At 66.8% G+C, this 19891-nt stretch carries 18 protein-coding genes, 1 pseudogene and 1 riboswitch; of the genes and pseudogenes, 7 read left to right on the top strand and 12 right to left on the bottom strand.

All coding sequences use genetic code 11. From position 1 onward, the window contains the following. Nucleotides 1–104, top strand: a pseudogene (locus tag A5740_RS29105) (GntR family transcriptional regulator); the annotation flags it as partial. 4 nt (nt 105–108) lie between these two features. Here A5740_RS29105 and metE read toward each other — a convergent pair. The 3 genes from metE to A5740_RS13820 all read right to left on the bottom strand — a co-directional run bounded on the left by metE (nt 109) and on the right by A5740_RS13820 (nt 3992). Continuing rightward, the gene (gene metE / locus A5740_RS13830; protein ID WP_175616246.1) at nt 109–2382 is read right to left on the bottom strand and encodes a 5-methyltetrahydropteroyltriglutamate--homocysteine S-methyltransferase; all 2274 of its coding nucleotides are present in this window, start codon (nt 2380–2382) and stop codon (nt 109–111) included. Nucleotides 2383–2508: 126 nt separating this feature from the next. Further along, nucleotides 2509–2709: riboswitch (cobalamin riboswitch) on the bottom strand. Between the two features lie 70 nt (nt 2710–2779). Then, a complete protein-coding gene (locus A5740_RS13825; protein ID WP_254849184.1) occupies nt 2780–3421 on the bottom strand; it encodes a sensor domain-containing protein in 642 nt (213 codons plus the stop codon). Nucleotides 3422–3476: 55 nt separating this feature from the next. Further along, complete coding sequence (locus A5740_RS13820; protein WP_139335114.1) at nt 3477–3992, bottom strand: hypothetical protein; 516 nt, start codon at nt 3990–3992, stop codon at nt 3477–3479. Nucleotides 3993–4364: 372 nt separating this feature from the next. Here A5740_RS13820 and A5740_RS13810 point away from each other — a divergent pair, with 372 nt between their 5' ends. From A5740_RS13810 to A5740_RS13790, 5 genes are all read left to right on the top strand, one after another. Then, nucleotides 4365–5051: an MspA family porin gene (locus A5740_RS13810; protein WP_076194883.1), complete on the top strand. Its 687-nt coding sequence runs from the start codon at nt 4365–4367 to the stop codon at nt 5049–5051. Between the two features lie 90 nt (nt 5052–5141). Then, a complete protein-coding gene (locus A5740_RS13805) occupies nt 5142–5831 on the top strand; it encodes an MspA family porin (RefSeq protein ID WP_076194881.1) in 690 nt (229 codons plus the stop codon). A gap of 9 nt (nt 5832–5840) precedes the next feature. After that, nucleotides 5841–6464, top strand: coding sequence for a hypothetical protein (locus tag A5740_RS13800; protein WP_076194879.1), 624 nt, complete (start codon nt 5841–5843; stop codon nt 6462–6464). Between the two features lie 109 nt (nt 6465–6573). Then, nucleotides 6574–6888 carry a hypothetical protein gene (locus A5740_RS13795; RefSeq protein ID WP_076194877.1) on the top strand — a complete coding sequence of 105 codons (315 nt, stop codon included), beginning with the start codon at nt 6574–6576 and terminating at the stop codon, nt 6886–6888. Between the two features lie 31 nt (nt 6889–6919). Beyond that, nucleotides 6920–7672, top strand: coding sequence for an enoyl-CoA hydratase (locus A5740_RS13790; protein WP_076194876.1), 753 nt, complete (start codon nt 6920–6922; stop codon nt 7670–7672). A 16-nt stretch (nt 7673–7688) separates the two neighbouring features. Here A5740_RS13790 and A5740_RS13785 read toward each other — a convergent pair whose 3' ends face one another. The 8 genes from A5740_RS13785 to A5740_RS13750 form a co-directional block, all read right to left on the bottom strand. Continuing rightward, nucleotides 7689–8891, bottom strand: coding sequence for a dihydrolipoamide acetyltransferase family protein (locus A5740_RS13785; protein WP_076194874.1), 1203 nt, complete (start codon nt 8889–8891; stop codon nt 7689–7691). Then, nucleotides 8888–9946 carry an alpha-ketoacid dehydrogenase subunit beta gene (locus A5740_RS13780; protein WP_076194872.1) on the bottom strand — a complete coding sequence of 353 codons (1059 nt, stop codon included), beginning with the start codon at nt 9944–9946 and terminating at the stop codon, nt 8888–8890. Before A5740_RS13780 ends, A5740_RS13785 begins: the two co-directional genes overlap by 4 nt. Before the next feature lies 1 nt (nt 9947). Beyond that, entirely contained in the window at nt 9948–11051 is a 1104-nt protein-coding gene (pdhA, locus tag A5740_RS13775) for a pyruvate dehydrogenase (acetyl-transferring) E1 component subunit alpha (RefSeq protein ID WP_076194871.1), read from the bottom strand. A 98-nt stretch (nt 11052–11149) separates the two neighbouring features. Then, a complete protein-coding gene (locus tag A5740_RS13770; protein ID WP_076194870.1) occupies nt 11150–11962 on the bottom strand; it encodes a CoA ester lyase in 813 nt (270 codons plus the stop codon). After that, nucleotides 11963–12460, bottom strand: a complete 498-nt coding sequence (locus A5740_RS13765; protein ID WP_076194890.1) for a MaoC family dehydratase — start codon at nt 12458–12460, stop codon at nt 11963–11965. A gap of 83 nt (nt 12461–12543) precedes the next feature. After that, nucleotides 12544–13707: an acyl-CoA dehydrogenase family protein gene (locus tag A5740_RS13760; protein ID WP_076194868.1), complete on the bottom strand. Its 1164-nt coding sequence runs from the start codon at nt 13705–13707 to the stop codon at nt 12544–12546. Continuing rightward, nucleotides 13700–15700 carry an acetyl/propionyl/methylcrotonyl-CoA carboxylase subunit alpha gene (locus A5740_RS13755; RefSeq protein ID WP_076194866.1) on the bottom strand — a complete coding sequence of 667 codons (2001 nt, stop codon included), beginning with the start codon at nt 15698–15700 and terminating at the stop codon, nt 13700–13702. Before A5740_RS13755 ends, A5740_RS13760 begins: the two co-directional genes overlap by 8 nt. A 17-nt stretch (nt 15701–15717) precedes the next feature. Next, nucleotides 15718–17271, bottom strand: coding sequence for a carboxyl transferase domain-containing protein (locus tag A5740_RS13750; protein WP_076194865.1), 1554 nt, complete (start codon nt 17269–17271; stop codon nt 15718–15720). Nucleotides 17272–17341: 70 nt separating this feature from the next. Here A5740_RS13750 and A5740_RS13745 point away from each other — a divergent pair, with 70 nt between their 5' ends. Further along, entirely contained in the window at nt 17342–17932 is a 591-nt protein-coding gene (locus A5740_RS13745) for a TetR/AcrR family transcriptional regulator (RefSeq protein ID WP_076194863.1), read from the top strand. 2 nt (nt 17933–17934) lie between these two features. On the opposite strand, the gene A5740_RS13740 is transcribed toward A5740_RS13745, so the two are convergent. Continuing rightward, nucleotides 17935–19854 (bottom strand): S9 family peptidase, encoded by a 1920-nt coding sequence (locus tag A5740_RS13740; protein ID WP_254849183.1) that lies wholly within the window; start codon nt 19852–19854, stop codon nt 17935–17937. Between the last annotated feature and the right edge of the window lie 37 nt (nt 19855–19891).

The raw sequence follows: 19891 nt of genomic DNA, 5'->3' as shown, positions 1-19891 counted from the left end.
AAGTCAAAGACGCCGAGGCCGCCCGCACCATCGCCGAACGCCATGTGTTGGAGGCCGGACGCTCGTTGGCGGCCTGGCTGGACGCCCAGGCCGCCACGAGCTGACCAGCTACCGGCTCCGCACCTCGGCTGCCGCAGCGACCATGTGCTTGAGCGACTCGGTCACCTCATCGGTGGTGCGGGTCTTCAGCCCGCAGTCGGGATTGACCCAGAGACGTTCGGCGGGAACGGTGTTGAGTGCCTCCCGCAGCGACGTGGCGATCTCCGCTACACCCGGCACCCGCGGTGAGTGGATGTCGTAGACCCCCGGCCCGACACTGTTGGAAAAGCCCGCCGCGTTGAGGTCACCGAGCACCTCCATGTGCGATCGGGCCGCCTCGATCGACGTCACGTCGGCATCCAGATCTGCGATCGCCCCGATCACCTCACCGAACTCCGAGTAGCACAGGTGCGTATGGATCTGCGTGGAGTCGGCGACGCCGGAGGTCGACAACCGGAACGCCTCCACCGCCCACGTGAGATAGGCCGGTTTGTCCTTGGACCGCAGTGGCAGGAGTTCGCGCAGTGCCGGCTCGTCGACCTGAATGATCGCGATGCCTGCCGCCTGCAGATCCACTGTCTCGTCGCGGATGGCGAGGGCAACCTGAAAGGCGGTGTCCGCCAAGGGTTGGTCGTCACGCACGAACGACCAGGCCAGAATCGTCACCGGGCCGGTCAACATGCCCTTGACCGGCTTCGCGGTGAGCGACTGCGCGTAGGTGATCCACTCGACGGTCATCGGATCCGGCCGGGCCACATCGCCGTACAGGATCGGCGGCCGGACGCACCGGCTGCCGTACGACTGCACCCACCCGTTGTGGGTGGCGAAGAAACCGTCGAGCTGCTCGGCGAAATACTGCACCATGTCGTTGCGCTCGGGTTCACCGTGCACCAGTACGTCGAGGCCCAGCTGCTCCTGCAGCGTGATGACGTCGGCGATCTCCGCCTTCATCCGGCGCTCGTACTCCGCGGCGTCGATCTTCCCGGATCGCAGCTCGGCGCGGGCAATACGGATGGCCGAGGTCTGCGGATAGGACCCGATGGTGGTGGTGGGCAGTGACGGCAGGTTGAGCCGGTCCTGCTGAGCGGCGCGGCGCTGCGCGGCGGGCCCGCGTGTGGTCCCGGAGGCGACGATCGTCGAGATACGGGATCGTACCTGGGCGTTGGTGATTCGCGGATCCGCCTTACGGGACGCGATCGCGGCGTCGGATGCCCCGACCTCGGCTGCGATGGCATCGCGACCGTCCTTCAGGCCACGTGCCAGCGCCACCACCTCGGTGACCTTCTCGAACCCGAATGCCAGCCAACTACGCAGTGCTGCATCGATATCCGGCTCGGCATCGAGGGTATAGGGCACGTGCAGCGTCGAGCACGACGTCGACACTGCCACCGCTCGGGCACTGCCGACCGAGGCGGCCAGGGTCCCCAGTGCCCTGTCCAGGTCTGTGCGCCAGATATTGCGGCCGTCGACCACCCCGGCGACCAGGAGCTTGTCGGACAGCTCGGGGACTGCGGCCAGGGCAGCGCCGGAGCCGGCCACCAAGTCGACACCGACGGCCTCGACCGGAGTACGGGCCAGCGCAGGCAGGGCATCGGTCAACTCACCGAAGTACGTCGCGACGAAGATCGCGGGCCGTTTGGTCAGATCACCCAGCCGGGCGTAGGTGCGCTCGGCAAGTTCGGCGGCGTTGTCCAGGATGTCGGTCACCAGAACTGGCTCGTCGAACTGGACCCAGCCGACACCCTCGTCGGCCAGTGCCCCCAGCAACTCGGCATACACGTCGATCAGCTCGTCCAGCCGGGAGATCGGTGCGTCAGCTCCGTCGACCGCCTTGGACAATGCCAGGAAAGTGATCGGCCCGACAATCACCGGACGAGCCGGAATCCCTTGGGCTCGCGTCTCTTCCAGTTCGCCGAGCACCTTGTCCGGGTTGAGGGAGAACGTGGTGTCCGGCCCGATCTCGGGGACGATGTAGTGGTAGTTGGTGTCGAACCACTTGGTCATCTCCAGCGGCGTGATCTCGTCGTTCCCCCGGGCCGCGGCGAAATAGCGGTCGAGGTCATCGGAGATGCCGGCGACCCGGGCCGGCAAGGCGCCGAGAAGAACCGCGGTATCGAGCACCTGGTCGTAGTAGGAGAACGTGTTGACCGGCACTGAGTCGAGCCCGGCCGCGACCAACGACTCCCAGGTGTCCCGGCGCAACGTTGCAGCGACCGATTCGAGTTCGTCGCGCTCCATCCGGCCCGCCCAGTACTTCTCGACGGCGCGTTTGAGTTCCCGGTGGGGACCGATCCGGGGCGATCCGAGGATGGTGGCGGTGAAGGGTACTGCGGTTGTGCTCATGACGACGTCCTTCAACGTGCGAAGAGGATGGCCACCGCCAGGAGACATCGAACCGAACACAGCCACCCGCCACGGTGAACCGCTTCGGCCACTGCCCATTCCGCGAGGCGATGCACCACCGGACGCGGCGCGCCCGGTACGGCTGGCAGGTCTTCGGACTCACAGGCGCGCACGAAGATCGTGCACCTACTGGCCGTCGCTTCCCAGCCCGTCGGGCCAGTGCTGATGACGGCGGTCGTTCCTGCATACCGCTGCGGGACAGTCCCGGATTCTCACCAGGTTCCCTCTCACGTCGCACCTGGAGCAGCGTGCGACGCTCGATGTCGCCCCAGCCGAAACCGGACCGACAAACCAACTGCGCTGTCCACGATACCCGCCATGGTCGCTGCCGGAACGCTCACCGCGGCATCGCAGCCCGGATCGCCTCGACCACATCGCCGGCCTGCGTCACCGTTGCGCGCGCGGGCTTGCAGGCTTGGACATCGATCACGAGATTGGCCGCGACGCCCAGCGCACGTTCACAGCTGCGCGTCTGGTCCCCGTCGACGCGGGTGAACGGCAGCGTGAGTTCGGAGTCGGTCTGGGTGAGGTCGCCGCTCGTCCACTTGGGCAGCGGCTCGCCGTTGAGGGTGATGTTCACGTGGTGATCGGTGCATTGCGACCAACGCATCGCCGACCGATCGAAGAAGTCGGTGGCATCCTGCGTGGACGGATAGATGGCCACCGACTGCACCAAGAGGTTGTCCCAGTGGTCGTTGTCCGGCGCCCGCAGTAGCACCTGACGCATGGCGGTCCAGTGATCGCCGTAGATGGCAGCCTCGTCGACTTGCCAGGCACCGAGACAATTCAGGTTGGGCAGCAGGTTGCGATGATCGCTCATCGCGGTGACCGGCGGGTGCGCCGTCATCCCGTCGATTTCCATCAGGGCGTCAACCTGGTGCGCATCGAGCAGCAACGACTCGAGTGCGGACTTGGGTACCTGGCGCGGTAGCCGCTGGGGCTGATCGCCGCCGGCCGCGCAAGCGGTCGTCGCCTGCACGAGAACGAGCGTTGAAAGCACCACCCGGATCAGGGTTCTTCCCGTTGCCGCCACGTCAGGCATGGGTCCCGGCCGCAGCGCAGGCCAGCTGCGCATTACCGGCGTCGTTGTTGAGCTGCGTGGCCGTGTCGTTGAGCGATTGCCCACCGCTGTGCAGACCCATCTTCAGCAGAAGCTTGGTGGCGCCGAAGGACCATGCCCGCATCGGATTGGCAATGTCCGGCGAAAGTCCCGGTGTGCCGGCGGCATTCAATGCTGACGCGGCGGCCTGACGCAAGGCGGTCCGGCCACTGGTGTTGGTGGTGCTGACCCCCGGATCCGCATAGTCGGGCCGCGCCACACCTTCGATCGAGTCCGCGAAATCGCCGTAGAACGTCGAGGCGGAATCGAGCGCGTCGGCGAAAGCCGTACACGCCGTGACCGCCGGCGCCGCAGGGTCATCCGCGACCATGACCGGGTCGGCTACCGGGTCGGTTACGGGATCGGCAAGGGCCGGCGCCACGGCGGCCAGCCCGATGCCGAACGCCAGGAGAAGCGATACCCATGCTCGCTCATGGACCTGAAGCCTCAACGTTTCCTCCGTCAGTCGGTGGCAGTTCGACGTATGCGCACGCCCGGACGCACACGGTCGGTGGTGCAGATGTCCGGAAGGTGAACGATGGGCCAACCCGGCCCCTATCCCGGCTGTCCATTGGACGCAACCTCGACCAACATCCACTGCGTCTCAATTACGTTGCCGCCCAGCTGTTCTCCAGAACATTCACAGGTTCCGGCATTGAGCTGGATGGAATCACGGCGGTCAACGTTGGCCCACCGTTCACCGTTCGGAAACCAGACCGGTCCATGCTTCGTCGCGACAGATTCCTTGGACCCCTTGACTTCTGACGACCACGACGCGTCGCGGACCATCTGGGTTCAAACCATGAGAGGCGTAAGTTCACGCATGTTGAGTCGTTTTGCCACCCTGGCTGCCGTCTGCATGTTGACCCCGGTGGCAATTGCGCCCCTGGCATCGGCGGATCCACCCCCGCCGGATCCCGCGGCTCCTGCCGCGGCCGCACCGCCGGCCGACAACGGTGCCGTTCCGTCGGCGCCGCCCGGGGCACTGGACACCCCGGACGGCTGGCACGTGACGGTGGTGGGCGCCAACGAATCTCTGTTGCCGGTGGCCCCGCTGACCACCGCCGTCTCCTCGCGCGAATATCTGGTCGGAGGAACTTTCACCGGCAAGGTGTCCGGAGGAGGAAAGACCAAGCTGACCGGCGGCACACTGGAGGCCGGAGCCCAGATCGGCTGCGGCATCATCACGGACGAAACCGAGATCAACCCCGGCATCAGCTTCACGCCGGGTATCAAGATTCCGTTCACCGGCTCGGCCGGTGATGTCAGTGGTGGCACCGGCATCAGCCTGCAGGGCAAGGTTTATCTCAAGCCCGGCACGGTCACCATCGTGCCGATCGACAAGAAGTCGTTCAAGGGCACCGGTACCCGCGTCACCATCTCGGGCGTCCGCGTCAAGTTCGACCAGTGCGCCGGTCAATCGTTCATCCGCACCTATGCCACTCTCACCAGCTCCACCGACAACACCGACGACGTGGTCACCTATCTTGGCGTGACCAAGGCCGTCTGACCGCGACACGGTAAGAGAACAAACATGATTCGCATCGTTCACGACACCGATCGCTCAGATCGGACCCCCACGAGAGGCACACGTTCGGCCATGTTGAATCGTTTCGTCACCTTCGCTGCAGTGTGCATGTTGGCCCCGGTGGCCCTTGCCCCGTCGGCCGCCGCCGACCCGCCGCCGGCACCGGTGGACCCGGCCGCACAACCGGTCGACGCCGGGCCGCCACCGGACAACGGGGTGGTCGCCTCCGCCGAACCGGGCGTGGTCACCACCCCGGACGGATGGAAGCTCACAGTGTCGGCGGCCAACGAGAGTCAGCTGCCCGTGGCACCGCTGACCACCGCGGCCTCGTCACGCGAATATCTGGTCGCCGGAACCTTTAACGGGACGGTGACCGGCGGCGGCTCGACCTCTCTGACCGGCGGCACGCTGGACACCGGTTACCAGATCGGCTGTGGCATCGAACTGGGTCAGGTCCGTCTCATCGGCTCGATCGGCCTGAGTACGTCCGGCTCGACACTCGCCGGTCTCGTTCCCACCGGGGTGAGCATGCCGATGTCAGGCACGCTCGAGATCCATCCCAAGCCCGGCACGGTCACCACGGTGTCGGTGGACAAGAAGTCGTTCAAGGCAGCTCCGGTGCGGGTTACGTTGAAGGATGTCCACATCAAGGTCGACGGTTGCGTGGGCCAGTCCTTCCTTCGGTCGTACGCGACGCTGACCAGTTCAACCACCGACACCGACGATGTGGTCGCCTACTACGGCGTCACCAAGTCGGTCTGACGCTTCACCGTGACAACGAAATACGCAGCAGCCAAAGACAAGCTGGCAGTCCTCGCGGCAGCCGGGCTGGCGATTGGCGTCGCGGTGGTGCATCCGGCCATCGCGGCCGCCGACCCGGCTCCGACACCCGCCGTCCCGCAACCCGGTCCGGAGGTGCCGCTCATGGGTGCTCCGTTGGGGCCCAACGGATTGTCGGTGCTGGGACAGACCGGTACGGAGACGGGGCCCGGCCGCCTGGGCGTCCCGGACGGCATCGACATGAGCCCCGGCGCCCTGCTCGGCCAGTACGCGGTGCCGTCGGCCCCGGGTGGAGCACCACCGACGGAGGCACCCAACCTCCGGGCATTCAACAACGGAAACTTCTTCCCGCAGAACGAGAAGCCGTCGGCACCCGGTGAAGGCACCGTCGTCGGTGTCGCACCCGGCCAGGAGAATTCCGACATCTCCGGGCTGGACTGGATGCGGCAGATGCACACCCTGTACCGCAACGGGAACCTGCGTGGTTCGATGCTCGGGCAGCTACCCAAAGAGCAACTCGGAGAACCACTTCCGGGCACCGCGCCGCCGCCGGGGACCAACATCCCGCCAGGCCTCGGGGAAAACCTGCCGGACCCGGGCGCCGGCCAACCATGAATCTCGTCACTTTCCGTTAACCTTCTGGACATCCGTAATACACTGAGGAGTGACGGCCGGGGCCACCACGACAGCGACGACACGAGATCCGACCGCCGGGAGGATCGAGATGTTGACGTGCGTGCGAAAGTCGGTGTCCGCCGGTGTGGCTGTGCTCGCGCCGGCGATGGCGATCGGTATGGCCCCGTCCGCGATGGCGGACCCGACGCCCGGTGGTCAGCCCGCCGACCAGATCATCCAGGAGCTGGATTCCGACGGCTACACCGTCGCCATCAACTGGGTGGGCGGTACCAGCACCTTGCCGTTGTCGAGATGCCGCGTCAACGCGATCCACAACCCCAATCGTGGAGAGCCGGCCCTGGCACAGTCGTCGGTCACGGTCTATGTGGATGTGCAGTGTCCCGACGAAGGCTCGAATTCCTGACCGCCACGGCACCGGGTTTAGGCTGAGGGCCGTGCCGGATTCAGTGTTGGTCAGCGTCGACGATCACGTCGCCGTCATCACCGTCAACGACCCCGATCGCCGCAATGCGGTCACCTTCGAGATGTCCGCGGCCCTGCGTGCCGCGGTCGAGGACGCCGAGGCCGATCCCGATGTGCATGCGGTGATCGTCACCGGGGCAGGCAAGGCGTTCTGTGCGGGCGCCGACCTCACCGCGCTCGGGGCGGCCACCGAGGATGGCCTGCGTGCGATCTATGACGGGTTTCTGGCGGTGGCGAATTGCACGTTGCCGACGATCGCGGCGGTCAACGGCGCCGCGGTGGGCGCGGGGTTGAACCTGGCCCTGGCCGCCGACGTGCGCATCGCCGGCCCGGCGGCCCTGTTCGATCCGCGGTTCCAGAAACTCGGCATCCATCCCGGCGGTGGCGCCACCTGGATGTTGCAACGGGGCGTCGGCCCGCAGGTGGCCCGGGCGGCGCTGCTGTTCGGCATGCGCTTTGACGCCGAGTCTGCGGTGCGCCACGGGTTGGCCCTGTCGATCGCCGAGGACCCGGTGGACGCGGCCCGCGCTCTCGCGGCGGGCCCGGCAGGGGCGCCGCGTGACGTGGTCATCGCCACCAAGGCCTCGATGCGAGCCACCGCCAACCCCGGCGTGGTCGACCTCGATCAGCATCGCCTCGCCGTCGACATCGAACTCGGTCCGCAAGCCCGATCCATCGAATCTCCCGAATTTGCTGCGCGTTTGGCTGCCGCCAAACGCCGGTAGCCGCTACGGCCCTGAGCTACAGGTCCAGGACGGCCAACTCGGGCGCCTCGATCAGCGTGCGCAGATCGCCCAGGAATGCCCCCGCCTGCGCACCGTCGATGATCCGATGGTCGAACACACACGTCAGGGACATGGTGGGGCGGGCCACCACGGCATCGTCGATCACGACCGGACGAGGCTTGATCGAGCCCATGCCGAGGATCGCGGCCTCCGGATAGTTGATCACCGGGACACCGTCGTCGATGCCGAGCGCGCCGAAGTTCGACACCGTGAACGTCGACCCAGACAATTCGGCCGGACCCAACGTGCCGGCCCGGGCCGCGTCGACGAGCCGGGCAACCGTACCGGCCAGCTTTCGGGTGGTCATCGTCTGCGCATCCCGCACCACCGGAACCAGCAGGCCGCGTGGTGCCGCCACCCCGAAACCCAGGTGCACGGCCGGATGCCGGTGGATCTGGGGACCGTTACTGGTCACCAACCAGGTGGAGTTCAGCAGCGGATGCCTTTCAAGTGCCGACACCAGCAGCCGCAGCACCAACACGAACGGCGTCACCGGCAGTTCGGCGTCGGCCACCGCGATCCGCTCTCGCAGCCGCAACAACGCACTGCAGTCGACATCGACGCGGGCGTGGGCATCGGGAATATCCTGATGCGACAGGGTCATCCGCCGCGCCATGACTGCCTGCACGCCGCCGACATCGACGATCTCCGAACTGCCCGCGGCGGCCAGCACATCGTCGCGGGTGACGATGCCCTCGGGCCCCGACCCTGGCGACAGCGTGTCGAGGTCTACGTGCAGTTCCGCGGCCAGCTTCCGGACCGGTGGTTTGGCGCGCGCCCGCCCGCGCAGACCGTCCGAGGCCGACCGGCGCCGACTGGCGTCCATGGTGTCGTCGGTGCCGTAGCCGACCAGCACCGACTTGCGAGGTGTCGAACCATTTTTCGCGGGTGCTGTTGCCACTTTGGCGGGTTCGGCCGGTTCATCTGTGGCGATCCGTACCAACATCGATCCGACGGTCAACGTCTCCCCCGCCGCGCCACCGAGTTCTGCCACCTGGCCGGCGAACGGACTGGGGATCTCTACCTCGGCCTTGTTGGTCTCGACGGTGCACAGCGTCTGGTTGAGCTCGACCCAGTCGCCCACCGCGACACTCCAACTGGTGATGGTGGCATCCTGCAGTCCCTCACCGAGATCCGGGACCAGGAACTCCCGGTTCACGGTTGACCCATCGCACGCTCGACACAGTCGAGTAAGCGGTCGACGCCGGGCAGCCACACCTTTTCCAGCCGGGCCGGCGGGTATGGTGTGTCGAAACCGGTGGCGCGCAACACCGGTGCCTGAAGGTCGTAGAAGCACTCTTCGGAGATGCGGGCGGCCAGCTCAGCCCCGAAGCCGAGAGTGCGGGGCCCTTCGTGCATCACCACGGCCCGGCCGGTGCGTCGTACCGACGCCGCTACCGTGTCGAAGTCCAGCGGGTTGAGCGAGCGCAAGTCGACGACTTCAAGGTCCCAGTCTCGTTCGGCGGCCAGGTCGGCGGCATTGAGCGCGGTGGCCACCAACCCGCCGTAGGTGATCACGGTGACATCGGTCCCGTTGCGGCGCACTGCTGCCCGGCCGATCGGCGGTGCGGGGCTGCTCGTATCGACGGGTTCGCGCGCCCAATAGCGTCGCTTGGGCTCCAGGAAGATCACCGGATCGGGACAGCTGATCGAATGGCGCAGCAGCCAGTACGCGTCCGACGCGGTCGACGGAACCACCACCTTGAGGCCGGCCGTGTGAACCCAGTAGGACTCCGTGGACTCCGAGTGGTGTTCGACCGCACCGATGCCACCGAAGGACGGAATCCGCACCGTGACGGGCATGTCCACGTCGCCGTGGGTGCGCATACGGTACTTGGCCAGGTGGCTGGCTATCTGGTCGAAGGCCGGATAGCTGAAGCCGTCGAACTGGATCTCGGGTACCGGAGTGAACCCGCGAATCGCCAGACCGATCGCCACCCCGATGATCGCGGATTCGGCCAGTGGAGTGTCGAAACACCGTCCTTCACCGAAGGTTTCGGACAGGCCCTCGGTGACTCGGAACACCCCGCCGAGGGTGGCGACGTCCTCGCCGAACACCAGTACCCGTTCGTCGGCGGCCATCGCATCGTGCAACGCGCGGTTGATGGCGGCGACCATGGTCAGCTCGGTGGCCGCCGTCATGGGTTTCAGTACGGGCTCCCACGGTTCCGGCGAATCACCTTGGGCCGCAGGCCGATCGATAATCTGAGTCATGTCACGCCTCCTTCGCCAGTTCCGCCGACAACTCATCACGTTGACGTGCCAGATCAGGGGTGATCTCGGCGTACACGGTGTCGAAAATCTCGGTCGGATCGGCGTCGGGTGCTCCGACGATGGTGTCGCGCAGTTCGGCGCACAACCGCCGGGACCGTGCGGTGACCCGTTGTTCCAGGCGCTCGTCGAGCACGCCGATGGTGTGCAGGTACGCGCGATATCGTGCGATCGGGTCGCGGGGCAACCACTCGTCGACTGCGTCAGCCGACCGGTAGCGGGTCGGATCGTCGGACGTGGTGTGCGGGCCCATCCGGTAGGTGATCGCCTCGATGAGCGTAGGGCCGCCACCGGCTCGGGCCCGCTCGGCGGCCTCGGCCATCACCAGGTAGCAGGCCAGGACATCGTTGCCGTCGACACGAATGCCGGGCATGCCGTAGCCGATGGCGCGGTGCGCGATCGAGGGGCCGACCTGCTGCTTGTGCACCGGCACCGAAATCGCCCACTGGTTGTTCTGCACGAAGAACACACACGGCGCGGCGAACACCGCGGCCAGGTTCAGCGCTTCGTGCGTGTCGCCCTCGCTGGTGGCACCGTCGCCGATGAACGCCACGGTCACGGAGTCCTCGTCGAGGCGCTGGGCCGCCATGGCCGCACCCACCGCGTGTAACGCGTGCGTGGCGATCGGGATCGCGATCGGCGCGACGCATTTGGCGGTGAAATTCTGCCCGCCGTGCCACACGCCCCGCCACACCGCACCCATCTGAGCCGGGGTGATGCCGCGCAGCAGAAATGCGCCGATCTCGCGGTACTGCGGGAACAACCAGTCGGTTTTGCGCAGGCAGGCCGTCGCCCCGATCTGCGCGGCCTCCTGCCCCCGACACGAGGCGTACAGCGCCAGCTCACCCTGGCGCTGCAGATTGACGAACTCGGTGTCCAGGTCGCGGGTGACGACCATGGACTCGTAGAGCCAGGCCAACGTCTCGTGGGGCAGATCGCGGCTGTACCGCGCCTCATCGGTGGGTGATCCATCGGCGTCGACCAGACGCACCGGATCAAGATCGACGCTCGTTACCTCGGCAACCGGCGTCGCAGATGACTCAGCCATACCGCCTCCTTCTCGGGTGGCGGCATGTTACGCCGCCAGTCCATGAGGTGCTCAGTACAGCGGCGGCACGTGCAAAACCCCTGGTGAGAGGCCTCCGGCTAGGTGCCTGGGTGTGGCGCTAGCTGGACGATCCGCTCGGCCCGTCGCAGCACTGGGGCATCCACCATTATGCCCTCGAACGCGAAAGCACCGCGCTGATCGGCCGCGGCGGCCAACACGTGTCGCGCCCACTGCACCTGCTCATCCGAGGGTGCATAGCCGTCCCGGATCACCGCGACCTGAGTGGGGTGCAGGGCCACCTTGATGTCGAATCCGACCGCGACGGCGTCGTCGACCTCACGGCGCAGGCCGTCGAGGTCCTTGATGTCGATGTACACCGAATCCAGTGCGAGCTTGCCGTAGGCCTTGGCGGCCAGCAGCGACTGCGACCGGATGTGCTGGGCGACCTCGCGATAGCTGCCGTCGGGGTAGCGGTTGGCGGTGCCACCGAGGAACCCGAACAGATCCTCGGCTCCCCAGAACACCCCGACGGTGTTGGCCGCTGCGGCGGACTCGGCGATCTTGAGCGCACCCAACGGGCTCTCGACGATGAACACCACGTCCAGCGGTGCCAGCGCGGTGATCTGCTCGGCCGATTCGCATTTGGGCAGCATCACGGTCGTGTACGGGGTGCGTTTCAGCGCTTCGAGATCCAGCCGCTGCTCCTCGGTGTCGGCCGGGTTGATGCGGATGACGGTGCGGCCGGGGTCGAGCGGGGTGTTGACGATCGCTTCGCGCGCCGCGGGCTTGTCCCCGGCGCCGTCCTCCAGATCGAGGATCACGACATCGGCTGCCGCTGCGGCTTTTTCGAAGCGTTCCGGTCGGTCGGCCGGGCAGAAGATCCAGGCCGGGCCGGCGTTGTCCAAGGGCACTTAGCTCTCCTCGCTGGGCTTCTTGCGCATCATCGCCTTGCGGGTGGCGGTGGCGACGACGTCACCGTGCTGGTTGCGTCCGGTGTGTACAAACGTCACGATCCCCTCGCCGGGGCGGCTCTTGGATTCGCGCTTCTCGGTGACGACGGTTTCGGCATACAAGGTGTCGCCGTGGAACATCGGCTTGGGAAACGCGATGTCGGAGAAGCCGAGGTTCCCGACGGTGGTGCCCTGGGTCATCTGCGTAACCGACAACCCCACCAGGGTCGCCAACGTGAACATCGAGTTGACCAGACGGGCGTTGAACGGCGGCTGCTCGTCGGACCAGGCGGCGTCGAGGTGAAGCGCCTGGGTGTTCATGGTGACGGTGGTGAACAGCACGTTGTCGGCCTCGGTGATGGTCCGGCCCGGCGCGTGCACGTAGCGCACGCCGGGTTCCAATTCCTCGTACCAGAGCCCGCGCTGCGCGATCACTTTCGCTTCGCTCTGGGCCTCGATGTTCGCTTCACTCTGGGCCTCGATGTTCGCTTCGCTCTGGGCCTCGATGTTCGCTTCGCTCTGGGCCTCGATGTTCGCTTCGCTCACAGACCCGCCTCCCGCGCGATCAGCATCAGCTGCACTTCCGTTGTCCCCTCACCGATTTCCAGGATCTTGCTGTCCCGGTAGTGACGTGCCACCGGGTATTCGTTCATGAATCCGTAGCCGCCGAAGATCTGGGTGGCGTCACGGGCATTGTCCATGGCCGCCTCGCTCGAGACCAGCTTGGCCACGCAGGCCGCCTTCTTGAAGGGCTTGCCGGACAACATGAGTGCCGCGGCGTCGTAGTAGGCGGTCCGGGCGGCGTGCGCCCGGGCTTCCATCCGGGCGATCTTGAAGGCGATGGCCTGGTAGGTCCCGATCTTGGCGCCGAAGGCTTCCCGTTCCTTGGCGTACTTGACGCATTCGTCGACGCATCCCTGCGCCGCGCCCACCGACAACGCCGCGATGGCGATGCGCCCTTCGTCGAGGATGCGCAGGAAGCCCGCATAACCCCGGCCGCGCTCACCGAGCAGGTTCTCGGCCGGCACCCGCACGTCGTCGAAGCTCAGCGGATGAGTATCCGAGGCGTTCCAGCCGACCTTGTTGTACGCCGGTTCCGCGGTGAAACCCTCGGTGGGCACCGGCACCAGGATCGACGAGATCTCCTTCTTGCCGTCGGCGGCCTCACCGGTGACGGCCGTGACGGTCACGAGCTTGGTGATGTCGGTGCCGGAGTTGGTGATGAACTGCTTGGAGCCATTAATAACCCAAGTTGATCCATCCATTTTGGCAGTGGTCTTGGTGGCGCCGGCGTCACTGCCGCCGCCGGCCTCGGTCAGGCCGAACGCGCCCAGCGCCTTTCCGGAAGCCAGCAGCGGCAGCCACTCTTCCTTCTGCGCATCGTTGCCGAAGCGGTACACCGGCATGGCGCCCAGCGACACTCCGGCTTCCAGCGTGATGGCCACGCTCTGATCGACCTTGCCGAGCTCCTCGAGCGCCAGGCACAGCGCGAAGTAGTCGCCGCCCATCCCGCCGTACTCCTCGGGGAACGGCAGACCGAACAGTCCCATATCGGCCATCCCGGAGACGACCTCGTACGGGAAGCTGTGATCGGCGTCGTGTTTGGCTGCCACCGGTGCCACCACACTCTGCGCGAAGTCACGGACGCTCTTGGCCAGCTCTGCATATTCCTCGGGCAGGTTCCCGGTAGACAGATAGTTATTCATCGGTCGATTCCTTTTGCGTTGCCTTGATTCGGGCCAGCGGCTGACCCACTTTGACCTGGTCGCCGACGGCGACGAGTAGTTCGGCCACACCGTCGGTCGGTGCGGTCAGGGCGTGCTCCATCTTCATCGCCTCCACGGTGACCACCATCGTCCCGGCGCTCACCTCGGCGCCGTTCGTGACGCCCACGGCGACAACGGTTCCCGGCATCGGGCTGACCAGTTCAGCATCCCCGCTGTGCGCGTCGTCGGGGCGCACCGGCGCCTCGCGGACTTCCTCGACGATGAAGCTACGCCCGCCGCCGGAAAGCCAGAGCTGGCCGATCCCGGCGCTGAGCTGCGTGGCGACCAGATACTCGGTACGCAGGCCGTCGAGGGTCACGGTGAACTGATCGTCGACGAAACCGGCACTCACGGTGTGGGTTTCGCCGTTCTCCACCGTGGCGGTGGCCTGTTCCGGGGTCCCGGTGAGGTACACGTGGTCAGTGCGGGTGCCGGCCCGCAGCCGGAATGCGGCCGGGGCGCGCTCGCCGACCCGCCACCCGGTCGGCCGGGCCCACAGGTCATCACCGGCCTGCGACCAGTCGCTGATCCACTGGTAGGCCGCCGCGGCGATCAACTCGGCGTCGCCGAGGACCTCGGGGGCGAAATCCGGCGCCCTTCGGTCCAACAGGCCGGTGTCCAATCGGCCCGCCGCCACATCGGGATCGGCCAGCAGAAAGCGCAGGAACTCGGTGTTGGTGGTCAGACCCAGTACCGCGGTGTCGGCCAGGGCCCGGTCCAGCTTGTGCAACGCCGATCTCCGGTCGGGGCCATGGGCGATGACCTTCGACAGCATCGGGTCGTAGTCACTGCCGACGACGGCGCCTGCGACCAGACCGGAATCAACCCGCACCCCGGGACCCGCGGGCTCACGCAGCCCGAGCACCGGTCCACCGGTGGGTAGGAAGCCGTTGGCCGGATCCTCGGCGTAGACCCGGGCTTCCACGGCGTGCCCGGTCATGACGATGTCATCCTGACCGAACGTGAGCTTTTCGCCGGCCGCAATGCGAACCTGCTGTTCCACCAGGTCGATGCCGGTGACCATTTCGGTCACCGGGTGTTCGACCTGCAATCGGGTGTTCATCTCCATGAAGAAGAACTCATCGGGCGCATCCGCGGACACGATGAACTCCACCGTGCCGGCGCCGGTGTAATCGACACTACGCGCGGTGTCGCAGGCCGCCGCCCCGATGCGTGCCCGGGTGGCCGGATCCAGCAGCGGCGAGGGAGCCTCCTCGATCACCTTCTGATGCCGGCGCTGCAGGCTGCACTCACGCTCCCCCAGATGAATCACGTTGCCGTGACCGTCGGCGAGCACTTGCACCTCGATATGCCGGGGCCGCAACACGAATCGTTCCAGAAACAGGGTGTCGTCACCGAAAGCGGCCGCGGCCTCGCGACGGGCGCTGATCAGCGCGGCAGGCAGATCGGCAGCCTGCTCGACCACACGCATGCCCTTGCCACCACCACCTGCCGACGGCTTCACCAGGACCGGGAAACCGACCTCGGGTGCGCCTGTGACCAGGTCTTCGTCGGTCAGCCCGGGACGTGAGATGCCGGGAACGACGGGCACGCCGAACGCCGAGACCGCGGCCTTGGCGGCGATCTTGTCGCCCATCGTGGCGATGGCCGGCGCCGGCGGGCCGATGAACACGATGCCCGCGGCCTGCAGCGCTGCGGCGAATTCGGCGTTCTCGGAAAGGAATCCGTATCCGGGGTGGACCGCCTGAGCGCCGGTGCGCCGCGCGGCAGCGACAACGGCGTCGATGTCGAGGTAACTCTGCCGCGCCGCGGCAGGTCCCAGGCGGACAGCCACATCTGCTTCCAAGACATGGCGTGCTCCGGCATCGGCGTCGCTGAACACCGCGACCGACCGGATTCCCATGGCCCGCAAGGTGCGAATGACCCGGACCGCGATCTCACCACGGTTGGCAACCAGGACAGTGTGGAACATCGGGCTTGAAGTCATCATCACATCCTGAAGACGCCGTAAGAGACCGGCTCCAGCGGAGCCTGGCCCACAACCGAAAGAGCAAGTCCGAGCACGGTCCTGGTGTCGGCCGGGTCGATCACCCCGTCATCCCAGAGCCGAGCGGTCGAGTAGTACGGGTTGCCCTGATGCTCATACTGGGCGCGGATCGGCGCTTTGAACTGTTCTTCCTCTTCGGCGCTCATGTCGCCGCGCACGGTGGCCAGCACGGAGGCGGCCTGCTCACCGCCCATCACCGAGATGCGGGCATTGGGCCACATCCACAGGAAGCGCGGGGAGTACGCCCGGCCGCACATGGAGTAGTTGCCCGCGCCGTAGGAGCCACCGATCACCACGGTCAGCTTCGGCACCCGGGCACAGGCCACGGCGGTGACCATCTTGGCGCCGTGTTTGGCGATACCGGAGGCCTCGTAGTCTCGGCCGACCATGAACCCGGCGATGTTCTGCAAGAACAACAACGGCGTCTTGCGCTTGTCACACAACTCGATGAAATGTGCGCCCTTGAGCGCGGATTCGCCGAACAGCACTCCGTTGTTGGCCACGATGCCGACCGGATGGCCGTGGATGCGGGCGAACCCGGCGACCAGAGTGGTGCCGTACTCGGCCTTGAATTCGTTGAACTCACCGCCGTCGACGATGCGGGTGATCACCTCGTGCACGTCGTAGGGCACCCGCGAATCCACCGGAACCACGTCGTACAGCTCGGTCTGATCGGCGACGGCGTCCACGGTGGGCGCCACCGCCCACGGCGGCGCCTCGGCCGGGCCCAGAGTGGCGACGATGTTGCGCACGATGCGCAGGGCGTCGCGATCGTCGTGGGCCAGGTGATCGGTGACCCCGGACGTCTTGGAGTGCAGATCCCCGCCGCCGAGGTCCTCGGCGGTGACGACCTCACCGGTGGCGGCCTTCACCAGTGGAGGGCCGCCGAGGAAGATCGTGCCCTGGTTGCGCACGATGACAGCCTCGTCGCTCATCGCCGGCACGTAGGCCCCGCCGGCGGTGCATGAGCCGAGTACCGCGGCGATCTGCGCGATGCCCTGCGCGCTCATCGTGGCCTGGTTGTAGAAGATCCGGCCGAAATGCTCACGGTCGGGGAACACCTCGTCCTGACGCGGCAGGAAGGCACCGCCGGAGTCGACCAGATAGATGCACGGCAGCTTGTTCTGCAGCGCGATCTCCTGCGCACGCAGATGCTTCTTGACCGTGACCGGGTAGTACGTGCCGCCCTTGACGGTCGCGTCGTTGGCCACGATCAGGCATTCCCGGCCCGAGACCCGGCCGATGCCCGCGATCATCCCGGCACCGGGACATTCGTCGTCGTACATCCCGTCGGCAGCCAGTGCGGCGATCTCCAGGAACGGGCTGCCCGGGTCCAGCAGCCCGTCGACGCGGTCCCGGGGCAGCAACTTGCCCCGGTCGACGTGGCGTTGACGGGCCCGCTCGGGGCCGCCGAGTGCGGCGGTGGCGAGCTTGGCGCGCAGTTGCTCCACCAGCGCCAGATGCTCGTCGCGGTGCGATGACAAGGCAGCTCCCATTTCGGTTAATGACAACTAACTCGTGATAGGTTAGTTTTCATTAACTGAGTTGTCTACCCCCGGAGGCGCCATGTCCGACAGCGCCGTCACCCGCCGCAGCAAGGCCAAGTCCGATCGCCGCAGCCAACTGATTGCCGCCGCCGAACGGCTTGTGGCCGAACGCGGTTACCTCGCGGTGCGGCTGGAGGACATCGGCGCGGCCGTCGGCATCAGCGGACCCGCCATCTACCGGCACTTCCCCAACAAGGAAGCCCTGCTGGTCGAGTTGCTCGTCGGCATCAGTACCCGGCTGCTCGCCGGGGCACAGGACGTCACTGCGGCCGACGACAATCCGGCCGACACGTTGGATCGTCTGGTGGACTTCCACCTCGACTTCGTCTTCGGCGAATCCGACCTGATCCGCATCCAGGACCGCGACCTGGCCCACCTGCCGGACACCGCCAGACGTCAGGTCCGCCGGTCCCAGCGCCAATACGTCGAGATCTGGGTGTCGGTGCTGACCCGGCTGGACCCCAACCTGGCCGAAGAGGACGCCCGGGTGATGGCCCATGCCGCGTTCGGGCTGCTGAACTCCACCCCGCACAGCGCGAGGCCGGCTGTACCCAAGGCGCATTCACGCGCTGTGCTGCGCCGCATGACGCTCGCGGCGCTCACCGCGTAAAGCTAGACGCCGAACGCCTTCGACAACCATCGGGTCGCGGTGTCGACCAGCACCGCACGGTTTTCGCGTTTGACGATCTCGTGCCCGTCGTCGTCGAAGATCAGCAGTTCGACGGTGCGGCCCAGTGCCGCCAGCGCGTCGTACATCTGCCGAGATTCGTCGGGTAACACGTTGGTGTCGTTGCCGCCGTGCACCAGGAGCAGCGGAGCGATGATCTGGTCCGCCTTCGGCAGCGGCGAAAGCCGTTCCAGCAGATCACGATCCGCCACCGGATGGCCGTATTCGGGATAGGAGGCCGCCGCGATCCACGGCTCGGTGGTGCGGTAGAAGGTGTTCAGGTCGCTCATGCCGCAGATGCTGATGCCGGCGACGAACAACTCCGGATGGAACGCCAGGGCCGCCTGGGTCAGGTAACCACCGTAGGACCAGCCGGTGCAGGCCAACTTGTCGGGCGGGGCGATACCGCGGTCGACCAGATATCCGGCGCAATCGGCGACGTCATCGATTGCAGCGAACCGCAATTCCTTGTCGTCCGCGTGCACGAACGCCCGGCCGAACCCGCCCGAGCCGCGCACGTTCGGCGTCAACACCGCGAATCCGGCGTCCAGTAGCGCGGGGAAGATCTCGTTGTATTCGGGGCGTGCCTGTCCCTCCGGCCCGCCGTGCAGAAACATCACGGCACCGACCGTCTCGGTCTGCGGGCGATACAGCCACGCGGTGAGCTCGAGCCCGTCGCGCGCGGTGATCCGTTCCAGCGTCGGCGCCGCGGTGAGCGGTCCACGGCTCGGTTCCCGGTCGATCCGCTCCCATTCCAGTGACCGCGGCTCGACGAGTTCGACGGTGCGCGGCAACGACGGTCCCTGCACGGTGACCGCCACCATCGACCCGCCGGCACTGATACTCAGTTCGCCGGCCACCGGCCCGGGCAAGGGAATCGGCGCCGACAGGGTCTCGTCGAGATACTCCAGAATCTGTAACTCGCTGCGGCCGTCGATGTTCCACAGCAACGCGACGGTCGACAAGTCGTCACTGACCACGAACTCGTCGAGGTCATAGCCCGGGCGTTCGGCCACCACGTGGTAGGACACCCCCTCGGCGGTGACGGTCACCTCGAGCAGACGGGCGTAGCCGGCTCCGTTGTCGCTGCGGATCAATGCCCGCACAAAGCCTTCCATGTTGTCCGGGCCGTACGTGCTGGCCGGGTGGTACAACCGGGTCTCACCGTCGATGCCACTGCGCAACCGACGGGGCGTGTGATCGTCGAGGATCACCCCGAAATCGGTGACCGAGCCGGGATCGGCGGGTAAAAGCGCGATCTCGGTGAGCCCCCACAACATGATGAGTTCGTGATAGCCGCGGGGGCCGACGCGGACCAGCGAGGCACCGGCCCAGGCGTCCACCAGCCGGCCGCCGGAACGGCGGTCGAGCACCAGGGTCTCTCCGGTGGCCGGATCGATCAGGCAGGAACTACCGACACCGTCCTCGCCGGTGAGGATCGCCGCCACCTGGGTGCCATCCCAGCCGATCAGCTCCGCGGTTCCCTCGGGCATCTCGGCCGGCCAGTAGTCGATACGACGCGCGTCGCGGTCGTCCGGGTCGGTGGTCACCACCCAGATCTGGCTGCGGGTTCCGCCTTCCGGAGCCACCTGGCACGCCAGCCAGTGGCCATCGGCGGAGTGGATGACCTTCGTCACGGGCCCGATGACCGGCAGTTCCACGTCACGCGACGAGCTGGCTCGCCATCCGCGCAGGAACCGCTGCACCGCCCGCGGGTATCCCCCGTCGTCGACCAAGTGGGCGAATGCCGTCGCATCCGGTGACAACGACGCGCCGTAATTCACCCGCACGTGTTGATCTGCGACCACCTCGCGCCCTCCTGCCTCATTCGCCGTGCACCCACCATCTTCCCGCCACCTGCGCATGACCTCGGTCGCGGCACACTGAGCATCCGCACAGGTA

This window comes from Mycobacterium sp. GA-1841 (assembly GCF_001954135.1).
GTDB lineage: Bacteria > Actinomycetota > Actinomycetes > Mycobacteriales > Mycobacteriaceae > Mycobacterium.
Note: the sequence above shows the minus strand (reverse complement) of the source record. Positions and strands in the feature narration are given on the sequence as shown.